At 42.8% G+C, this 10115-nt stretch carries 11 protein-coding genes, 1 tRNA gene and 1 other RNA gene; 4 read left to right on the top strand and 9 right to left on the bottom strand.

Going from position 1 to position 10115, the window contains the following annotated elements:
• Positions 1-317: 317 nt before the first annotated feature.
• The 7 genes from V7654_RS22680 to tadA form a co-directional block, all read right to left on the bottom strand.
• Positions 318-581, bottom strand: coding sequence for a pro-sigmaK processing inhibitor BofA family protein (locus tag V7654_RS22680; protein WP_335433110.1), 264 nt, complete (start codon positions 579-581; stop codon positions 318-320).
• Positions 582-665: 84 nt separating this feature from the next.
• Positions 666-887 carry a YaaL family protein gene (locus V7654_RS22675; RefSeq protein ID WP_335433109.1) on the bottom strand — a complete coding sequence of 74 codons (222 nt, stop codon included), beginning with the start codon at positions 885-887 and terminating at the stop codon, positions 666-668.
• A gap of 117 nt (positions 888-1004) precedes the next feature.
• Entirely contained in the window at positions 1005-1601 is a 597-nt protein-coding gene (gene recR, locus V7654_RS22670; RefSeq protein ID WP_335433108.1) for a recombination mediator RecR, read from the bottom strand.
• Positions 1602-1616: 15 nt separating this feature from the next.
• Complete coding sequence (locus V7654_RS22665; protein WP_335433107.1) at positions 1617-1943, bottom strand: YbaB/EbfC family nucleoid-associated protein; 327 nt, start codon at positions 1941-1943, stop codon at positions 1617-1619.
• 18 nt (positions 1944-1961) lie between these two features.
• A complete protein-coding gene (dnaX, locus tag V7654_RS22660) occupies positions 1962-3644 on the bottom strand; it encodes a DNA polymerase III subunit gamma/tau (RefSeq protein ID WP_335433105.1) in 1683 nt (560 codons plus the stop codon).
• 162 nt (positions 3645-3806) lie between these two features.
• An RNA gene (gene ffs / locus V7654_RS22655) (signal recognition particle sRNA large type) lies at positions 3807-4071 on the bottom strand.
• Positions 4072-4147: 76 nt separating this feature from the next.
• Positions 4148-4678: a tRNA adenosine(34) deaminase TadA gene (tadA, locus tag V7654_RS22650; protein WP_335433104.1), complete on the bottom strand. Its 531-nt coding sequence runs from the start codon at positions 4676-4678 to the stop codon at positions 4148-4150.
• Positions 4679-4769: 91 nt separating this feature from the next.
• Here tadA and V7654_RS22645 point away from each other — a divergent pair, with 91 nt between their 5' ends.
• The 4 genes from V7654_RS22645 (at position 4770) to V7654_RS22630 (ending at position 8374) form a co-directional block, all read left to right on the top strand.
• Entirely contained in the window at positions 4770-5309 is a 540-nt protein-coding gene (locus V7654_RS22645; RefSeq protein ID WP_335433103.1) for an isochorismatase family cysteine hydrolase, read from the top strand.
• A 62-nt stretch (positions 5310-5371) separates the two neighbouring features.
• A complete protein-coding gene (locus V7654_RS22640; protein WP_335433102.1) occupies positions 5372-6661 on the top strand; it encodes a glycoside hydrolase family 18 protein in 1290 nt (429 codons plus the stop codon).
• A gap of 406 nt (positions 6662-7067) precedes the next feature.
• Positions 7068-7709: a deoxynucleoside kinase gene (locus tag V7654_RS22635; RefSeq protein ID WP_335433101.1), complete on the top strand. Its 642-nt coding sequence runs from the start codon at positions 7068-7070 to the stop codon at positions 7707-7709.
• The gene (locus tag V7654_RS22630; RefSeq protein ID WP_335433100.1) at positions 7706-8374 is read left to right on the top strand and encodes a deoxynucleoside kinase; all 669 of its coding nucleotides are present in this window, start codon (positions 7706-7708) and stop codon (positions 8372-8374) included. The genes V7654_RS22635 and V7654_RS22630 overlap by 4 nt, the downstream gene beginning before the upstream one ends.
• Positions 8375-8564: 190 nt before the next feature.
• Here the strand turns inward: V7654_RS22630 and V7654_RS22625 are convergent.
• A tRNA-Ser gene (locus V7654_RS22625) sits at positions 8565-8657 on the bottom strand.
• Positions 8658-8764: 107 nt separating this feature from the next.
• Positions 8765-10045 (bottom strand): serine--tRNA ligase, encoded by a 1281-nt coding sequence (serS, locus tag V7654_RS22620; protein WP_335433098.1) that lies wholly within the window; start codon positions 10043-10045, stop codon positions 8765-8767.
• Positions 10046-10115: the final 70 nt, after the last annotated feature.

Here is a 10115-nt window from a genome sequence, read left to right as displayed (position 1 = left end):
GTTTTCAAAGAGCAATTTTTTAACGTCGCTCGTAGGCGACTTAAATAATATATCATGTTGCCTCTGCTTCGTCAACACTTTTTTAAAAGTTATTAACTGATGTCCAACAGCAACTTTTATATAATAACAACTCTTGCTTGGTTGGTCAATAACTTTTTCATAAAAAAACTATTTTCGACAGATCGTTTTTTTTCGAAGAATAGATTCTTGTCTTTTTCAAAAATCATGGTCTTAAAAAAGATACCGTAAACAACGAAAAGCAAAAAAAAATGCCGCTTTCCACAAGCGGCATTTTCATTAACTTCATCAGATAATCCTTATATAATCCATGTCTGAATCGCAACAAGTGCAACCACACCCGGTATTCCTAACAATCCAGAAACCGCTGCTGTTGCTATATTGATAGGGATATAAACTCCGAAGCTGGTTCCGAAAGCATTAAGAAAAAATAAAAAGATGGCTCCGATTAAAATCTTTACTGCACCCTGCCCAACAAAACGGAGTGGCTTTATTGGCGCACCTATAACTAGCAGCAGGAAGATCAATCCGCCAAGGATCGATATGACAACTACAGGATCCATACTGTTCCCCCTTATTTCAATGTCTTGTACTAATTTTTATGTACAAGTTATCAAAATAAGACCTTATTGCATGGAAAATACCTGTTATCTTACCTTAATCGTAATTTTTCTGTGTTTTGCTTCTTTAAATAGAAAGAAATACTTTGCTTCGGCAATCTTTGCTTCAGTGATAAACTCTTCTGATGGATCAAAGCTTCTTTCAACCAGTAGCTTTTGATTGTTCCAGTTTGTCTTCATGGTGTTAAGCTGTTCCATTAATTTTTGGTCGAATTCTTTTCTAAGCCATTTCTTTTTACGAAACAACATGACTTTCCTCCAGTTGAATTTATCGCTTAATTAAGTCGCTATCCCGGTGAGGAACCGATTCAGCTTCCTGCCCGAAAAGCATTCCAAGGTTCGATGGTAACTGAAGATTTCCTCGAATTACACTTCCCGGCGTCCTTCCAACGCTTTGGAGAGCGTGACCTCATCAGCGTATTCAAGGTCACCGCCGACTGGCAGTCCATGTGCTATACGCGTGACCTTAATGCCTGACGGTTTTAACAGCCGAGAAATATACATGGCTGTTGCTTCTCCCTCTATATTTGGGTTAGTTGCAAGAATTACCTCCTGAACAGTCTCATCCTGAAGCCTCTTTAATAGATCAGGTATATTGATGTCCTCCGGGCCAATGCCATCCATTGGAGAAATCGCACCATGGAGTACATGGTACAAGCCGTTGTATTCCTTCATTTTTTCCATGGCAATCACATCTTTTGGATCCTGGACTACACAGATGACGCTTCGATCCCTGCGCTGGTCTTCACAAATATAACAAGGATCCTGGTCAGTGATATGGCCGCAAACTGAACAATAAGTCAGATTCCTCTTGGCATTTACAAGTGCTTTTGCGAAATCCAATACGGTTTCTTCCTTCATGCTCAAGACGAAAAATGCCAGACGTGCAGCCGTTTTAGGACCGATACCCGGCAATTTCATAAAGCTGTCGATCAGCTTTGATATTGGTTCAGGATAATGCATTCTTTTCTATTCCTCCTAGAACATTCCCCCAGGAAGGTTCATCCCTTTTGTGAATTGTCCCATTGTATTGTTTGTTAGTTCTTCTGCTTTTTTCAATGCATCATTCGTTGCCGCAAGCACTAGGTCTTGAAGCATTTCAACATCATCCGGGTCAACGACTTCTGGTTTGATTTGAACATCCACAATTTCCTTATGTCCAGTTACGATGACAGTAACCATGCCGCCGCCGGCGGTTCCTTCGATTTTCTCTTCACCTAATTGAGCTTGTGCTTCTTCCATCTTCTTTTGCATCTTTTGCATTTGCTTCATCATATTTTGCATATTACCCATTCCACGCATCATGTTAACGTACCTCCAATTTTAATCTTGTATTTGTATTAATTCATCGCCAAATAATTTCTTGGCTTCAGAAATCAGCGGGTCTTCATTAGCTGATGACCCTTCATCTGCCCCATCGCCTCTTTGGCTGATAAAACTTTCCCTTATTTTAAGCCACTGGTCTTCCGGCACACCTATTACCTGCAGGCTCTTGCCTGTGTATTCATACATGGCACTGCTGACGGTCTCGACAAACCTGGTGTTTTCCATTGCCATTTGACAGTGTATTTCATATTTGAATTTTATCACTACAGCTGTATCGGATGCAGCAACTGGCTCAGCTTCATTCAACAATGCAGCCTGTGAACGCATTTGTTTTGCTGCAAGCATCTCAAGAAGGTCGCCCCAACGGCTTTTGATTGTCTGAAGGTCTGCCTTTGTCGCATTCTTTAACACTTCATTGATTTTACCTGCCGGTGCCTGGAAACCTTTCCGGTTCGTACGCGGCGCTTTTTTTGCAGCCGCAGCAGGTTCACCCGCAGCTTGGCCAGGATTTTGCTGGAAATACGCAAGCTTTTCCTCAAGCTGTTCAATCCTTTTTAGCAATGGCTCGACATTAACATTGCTCGCCGGAGATTGAGTTTCCAGCTGGCATAGCTTCACAATTGCGACCTCAAGGAAAATACGCGGATGGTTGGTCCAGCGCATTTCTTGCTGTGCTTTGTTCAACACTTCTATTAATTCATAGATTTGGGCTGGATCAATTTTATTGGCCAATTCCTGAAAATCCTCATCAAGCAAGACTCTTTCCATGGATTCTTCAAGAGCTGGTGCAGCCTTATACAGGAGCATATCTCGGTAAAAATATATAAGGTCCTCAATGAACCTTGCTGGATCTTTTCCTTGCATGAGCAGTTCTTCCAACGCTTCCAGTCCGGCTGCAGCGTTCCGCTCGTAAATCGCATTCGCTAGCTGATTAAGGAAATTTTGTGAGACCGTACCGGTTACAGTTAATGCATCCTCAAGCGTAACCCTGTCCTGGCTGAATGAAATCGCCTGGTCAAGCAAGCTCAAGGCATCCCTCATTCCGCCTTCTGCTGCCCTTGCAATGATCTGCAAGGCTTTTTCATCGCAATTAACTCCAGATTCCTCAACAATTTGCTTCATCCTGCCAACAATGGCCTGGGCCGTGATTCTCTTAAAATCAAATCGTTGGCATCTTGAAATGATCGTTAATGGAATCTTATGAGGCTCAGTTGTTGCGAGGATAAAGATGACATGCTTCGGAGGCTCTTCAAGAGTTTTGAGCAGTGCGTTGAACGCTCCGATGGAAAGCATATGCACTTCGTCTATGATGTATACTTTGTACTTCACGACGTTTGGCGCATATTTAACCTTGTCACGAATATCCCTGATTTCCTCAACGCCATTATTTGAAGCGGCGTCGATCTCAATCACGTCAGGAATAGATCCGTCCGTTATTCCACGGCAGGCATCACACTCATTACAAGGCTCGGTTGTCGGAGCTTTTTCACAGTTAACTGCTTTTGCCAAAATTTTTGCAGCACTCGTCTTTCCGGTTCCACGCGGTCCCGAAAAAAGATAGGCATGTGATATTTTTTGTTGAAGCAGAGCATTTTGCAGTGTCGTTGTGACATGTTCCTGCCCGACCACATCAATGAACTGCTGTGGACGCCAGACACGATATAAAGCTTGGTAGGCCAATGACACCGCTCCCTTCGTTTTATTATCTTTCCTATTATAACGCATATTTTTTTCAATTTCACTTTTACAAATGGAAAGTTCAAGGTTTTTTCTCGTCTTTGTTGAAACAACAAAAAACTCATCTCCGCAAAGGAAATGAGTTGGTTGTTTATTATATAACTGCCGCGCACCTTCCGTCGACTGAATACCATAAGCGTTACTTAAGCAGTTAGCTCGGCCCAGGCAACCCTGCGGCACATGGGAGCGTCCACTTAATGCTGCTTCCTTCCGGACCTGACATGGTTCATGGATTCCCATTGCGCAGGACCCGGGCGTCAACACCACTTACTTAAGGCAGACCCTACAGTAAAACAGCCTCGGGAAGGAGTTCATCCCCGCTAGAGCGGATTGCGGGTACAGGGCACCGCTACCTCCCCGACTAGCACGGCAAAATTGAAACCTTATTTAGGTGTGTCTCAAGGACACATACATAGTATACTAACTTCGCCCATAAAAATCAATGTTTATTGGCTGTCAATTCCTGTATCCTGTTCCAATGCTTCTTTCGCAAATCTTTTCTTACGTTTCTTTCTTTCGCGCAGGGTCTTGAAGAAATCGGTTAACAGTGCACCGCATTCCTCCTCCAGTACGCCAGATACAACTTCACTCTGATGGTTAAAGCGTTCATCCTGGAGTATGTTCATAAATGTCCCCGCACATCCACCCTTAGGATCTACGGCGCCATATACTACTTTTTTCACTCGCGACAGCATGATTGCACCTGCGCACATCGGGCATGGTTCAAGCGTGACGTAAAGAACCGCCTCTTCCAGCCTCCAAGTCCCGAGCTTCGAGCAAGCTTCATCAATTGCCAGCACTTCGGCATGGGCAATTGAACTCTGCCGTGTTTCACGAAGATTATGGGCACGTGCGATGATTTCACCATTATGCACAATAACTGCACCTATGGGTACTTCATCTATTTGTCCCGCTTTTTTCGCCTCTTCAATCGCTTGATACATATATTGTTCATCAGGAGTTAGTTGAGCTGACATCTTTTCCTCCGGTAATTGAGTAAGTGATTTATTTCCATATGGTTTAAGAATCCTCCCGCGGTCTAAAAATATAACAAAGGAGAGGAAGTACATGACTAAAACGGCATTATTAATCATCGATATGATCAACGACTTTAATTTTGATGCTGGAGAAGCATTGGCTGAACATACTATGAAAATAATTGATCCTATTTTACAGTTAAAAAAGAATTTTAACGAAAAAGATCTGCCTGTCATCTATATTAATGACCATTATAATCTATGGCAGGCTGATTTCGAAAAAATAATGGATTTTTGCACCAATGAAAAAAGCGAGGAAATCATCAATAAGATTTCTCCTGAAAAGAACAAGGATTATTTCTTGATAAAACCAAAGCATTCCGCTTTTTACGGAACGGCACTTAATACCCTGCTGCAGCAATTGAACGTTGATACTCTTATCCTGACTGGCATCGCCGGTAATATTTGTGTTCTCTTCACTGCCAACGATGCCTATATGCGTGAATATGACCTCATAATCCCAAGGGACTGCATTGCTTCAAACAACGATGAAGATAACAAATATGCTTTAACAATGATGAAAAATGTATTGTCTGCAGAAACTAAGCCAGCTAAGGAGCTCGGTTTATAACATACTGCATTTTCTTCCTTCATACAATGGTTGTAGCGCTATTATGCCAGGGAGGGAAGAAAATGCAAATACATGTTGTGCGGCCTAATCAGAGATTATCGCAGATTGCCCAGATTTATGGGTCATCTGTTCAGGATATTACAGAAGCAAATGAACTTCCTAATCCAAATAACCTTGTGGTAGGCCAGGCAATGGTCATTCCGATTGTCGGCAGCTTTTACTGGGTCCAGCCCGGTGATTCCCTGTGGTCGATCTCTAGGAAGTTCGGAATTGCTTATCAAGAGCTTGCGAGGATTAATGGAATATCTGTCAATCAGCCTCTCTCTCTTGGCCTCCGTCTCTATATTCCGCCGCGGCCAAAAACAAGAGCGGAATTTAATGCGTATGTCGAACCGCGCGGAAACACCGTTGCTCCTGCACTAGAAACTGCTGCGCGCAATGCTGCTCCATATTTAACCTACCTTGCACCCTTCAGCTTCCAGGCCCTCCGTGATGGGTCGCTGAAAGAACCGCTTCTAAATGATTTCCCTGCCATTGCAAGGGCAAATAACAATACACTGATGATGGTTATTACGAACCAAGAAAATGACCAGTTTAGCGATGAGCTAGGCCGAATATTATTAAATGATATGACAGTGCAAAACCGTTTTCTGAACAATATTGTAGCCACTGCGAAAAAATACGGCTTCCGTGATATCCATTTTGATTTTGAATTCTTAAGACCAGCTGACCGTGAAGCATACAACCAATTCCTTAGAAAAGCAAGAGACCGTTTCAAGCAGGAAGGTTGGCTCATTTCAACTGCCCTGGCTCCGAAAACAAGTGCCGCCCAGATGGGAGAGTGGTATACGGCACATGACTACAAGGCACATGGAGAAATTGTCGACTTTGTCGTCATCATGACCTATGAATGGGGATATAGCGGCGGACCTGCTCAGGCAGTGTCACCAATAGGGCCAGTCCGCCAAGTGCTGGAATATGCCATTACTGAAATCCCTCCTGGAAAAATCATGATGGGCCAGAACCTATATGGCTATGATTGGACCCTTCCATTTGTGCAAGGGAGCGTAGCTAGGGCAATCAGTCCGCAGCAGGGAATTGAACTGGCTGCAAGATACAATGTTCCTATACAATACGATACGAAAGCTCAGGCACCGACCTTCAAATATACAGCAGCAGACGGAAAGCAGCATGAGGTCTGGTTTGAGGATGCCCGCTCTATACAGGCAAAATTTGATTTGATCAAAGAGTTGAAGTTAAGAGGAATGAGCTATTGGAAACTTGGGCTTTCCTTCCCGCAAAACTGGCTGTTGATCCAGGAAAATTTCAATGTATTCAAAAGGCCATCTTAAATATAAAGTCCTTCTTTTCACCTAGATATTATGAAATTGCCTAAATTTTATAAAAAATAGATATCCCGAAAAATTTTTACAGGATTCGATAATATTAGACAGGCGCAGTATTCATGCGGCTGTCTTGTTTTTTTGTTAAAATTGGCTCTTAATATTCCGTATCCATTCTATGCCATGGTGTGATAAAATGGATTTTGCTATTTATATGCCAGAAATGTAAACCACATAGAAAAGCAAAAGCGCCTTTTAATATAGAAACTGTCGACAAAAAACGCCACGTCCTGTAGGAACTGGCCGACATTGCCTTTCTTAGGCAAGCCTAAGTAGATGAGCGCCGGAGCTAGATATTTTTCAAAGTGCGAATATACTATTGTAACTTTGAAACAACGGAGAGGGAGGACATGCTGTGGAAGGTACACCTTTTATAACGGTTGAAGGACCGATTGGCATCGGAAAAACATCACTTGCCCGTGCCATTTCCGAGCAATTTCAATTTGCTCTTTTGAAGGAAATTGTCGATGAAAATCCATTCTTGGGGAAATTTTATGATGATATAGAAGAATGGAGTTTCCAGACAGAGATGTTTTTCCTATGTAATCGATACAAGCAGCTTGGAGATATTAATGAACATTACATCAGCAAGAACAAGCCAGTCGTTGCTGATTACCATATAATGAAAAATTTAATCTTCGCACAGCGGACTCTTAATGAACAGGAATACAATAAGTACCTCGCTATTTATCAAATCCTGACTAAAGATATGCCTAAGCCTAATGTCATCATCTATCTGACCGCCAGTCTCGACACGCTTTTGAAGCGAATCAAGATGCGCGGCCGCGAAGTTGAAAAGAATATCAGCCCACTATACCTTGAGCAATTATCTCTTGATTACGAACAGGCTATGTTCCAGTTCGAACAGGAGCATCCGGAAATCCCTGTTCTTCGCTTCAGTGGAGATGATCTGGATTTCGTTAAAAATGAAGCTGACCTGCAGCTGATCATAGACCAATTGACTGCATCATTAAGGAAAAGGAGCGTACAACCATGAATCTTAGAGTAAAATATGACATCCCAGCCAATGCGGTCATCACGATTGCCGGTACAGTAGGAGTCGGCAAATCCACAATGACGAATGCCCTGGCAGATGCCCTGCGGTTCCGTACATCCTTTGAAAAGGTAGATACAAACCCTTATCTCGATAAATTCTATGCTGATTTTGAACGCTGGAGCTTCCATTTACAAATCTATTTCCTTGCTGAACGATTCAAGGAGCAAAAAAGGATTTTTGAATATGGCGGCGGCTTTATCCAGGACCGTTCCATTTATGAAGACACAGGCATTTTCGCAAAAATGCACTATGAAAAAGGCACGATGTCCCCTGTGGATTATGAAACTTATAAAAGCCTGTTTGATGCGATGGTCATGACACCATACTTCCCACATCCGGACCTGTTGATTTATCTAGAAGGCTCAATCGATGACATCCTTGAACGCATTAAGCTAAGAGGCCGCCCAATGGAACAGCAGACACCAATATCCTATTGGGAAGAAATGCACGGACGTTATGAAAACTGGATCAACAATTTCAACGCATGTCCGGTACTGCGTTTGAATATAAATGATTACGACCTTTTCAACAACCCTGAATCAATAGAGCCAATTGTTGAGAAAATCGCAACTCACATTAAACAGACTCAATTATTGAAAAAATAAGCCGCCAATTTGGGCGGCTTTTATTTTTACCTATGTATATCTCTAAAGAGATAGTGAAACTCAGGATCTTTACCAACAGTTATAGCGTACAATCTAAAAATAAATATAAAAAAATCCGCTACATCAGTAACGGATTTTTTTACACAATCTCCAAATTGCTTTATGCGTTAATGCTTAATTTAAATATTAATGGAGGAGGTAGAGGGATTCGAACCCCCGCGCGGTGTTACCCGCCTGTCGGTTTTCAAGACCGATCCCTTCAGCCGGACTTGGGTATACCTCCGTATCGACAAGAATTATAATATCATGCATTACATACATCGTCAACAGAAATTCAAATATTTTTTTCGGGCAGGAAGATTTCCTGCCCGAAAAGAAAAAAATTATCTTTTATTCCGGAGTGATCACATTACGATTACGCATGTAAGGACGCAAAACTTCAGGAATGATGACACTGCCATCAGCCTGCTGGTAGTTTTCAAGGATCGCAGCTACAGTTCTGCCAATCGCAAGTCCAGATCCGTTCAATGTATGCACATGCTCTGGCTTCCCCTTTGGTTCACGACGGAAACGAATATTCGCACGGCGTGCCTGGAAGCCCTCAAAATTACTGCAAGAAGAAATTTCTCTGTACGTACCATAGCTCGGAATCCAAACTTCGATATCGTACTTTTTAGCCGCCGTAAAGCCCAGATCAGCTGAACACATGCTTAGCACACGGTATGGAAGTCCAAGCAGCTGCAGAACTTTTTCAGCATGCCCTGTAAGCTTTTCAAGCTCATTATAAGAATCCTCTGGCTTAACAAACTTTACTAATTCAACTTTGTTGAACTGGTGCTGGCGGATCAGGCCTCGTGTATCACGGCCAGCAGATCCTGCTTCAGAACGGAAGCACGCACTGTAAGCTGCATAGCCGATTGGCAGCTCTTCGCCGTTCAGGATTTCATCACGGTGCATATTCGTTACAGGGACCTCAGCAGTCGGAATCAAGAAATAGTCTTCGCTTTCAATTCTGAATGCATCCTCTTCAAACTTTGGCAGCTGCCCAGTGCCTGTCATGCTTGCGCGGTTGACCATGTATGGAGGAAGGATTTCCTTGTATCCATGCTCATCAACATGCAGATCAAGCATGAAGCTGATCAGCGCCCGCTCAAGGCGCGCTCCCAAACCTTTATAAAATACAAAGCGACTTCCCGTTACTTTCCCTGCTCGTTCGAAATCAAGAATCTGCAGATGTTCAGCAACCTCCCAGTGAGGTTTTGGTTCAAATTCAAAATTGCGAACTTCACCCCATTTGCGGGCTTCAACATTATCGTCTTCTGTTTCCCCGATTGGAACACTCTCATGTGGAATGTTAGGAATGCTTAGCATAAGGTTTTCCAATTCTTCCTCAACCACACGCAATTGATCATCGAATCCCTTGATTTTGTCGCCTACTTCACGCATTTCGGCAATCAAATGGTCCGCATCCTGTTTTTCCCGTTTCAACGCAGCAACCTGCTGGGTAACTTCATTCCTGCGGCTCTTCAATTGTTCAGTTTCAAGGATTAGCTCCCTGCGTTTTACATCCAAATCTTCAAACTTGCCGAAATCGGTTAAATCTTCGCCGCGGTGTTGCAGCTTGTTTTTTACTTCTTCAAAATTCGCTCTTAAATACTTTACGTCTAGCACTATGATTCCTCCCTTTTGTTAAGGCTAAGTTAAATTAGACTGTTGATTTCTGCTCCGGGCACTCGCTTTC

Source organism: Bacillus sp. JJ1609 (assembly GCF_036967045.1).
Classification (GTDB): Bacteria; Bacillota; Bacilli; order Bacillales; family Cytobacillaceae; genus Mesobacillus.
This window is presented reverse-complemented; position numbering and strand designations above follow the sequence as displayed.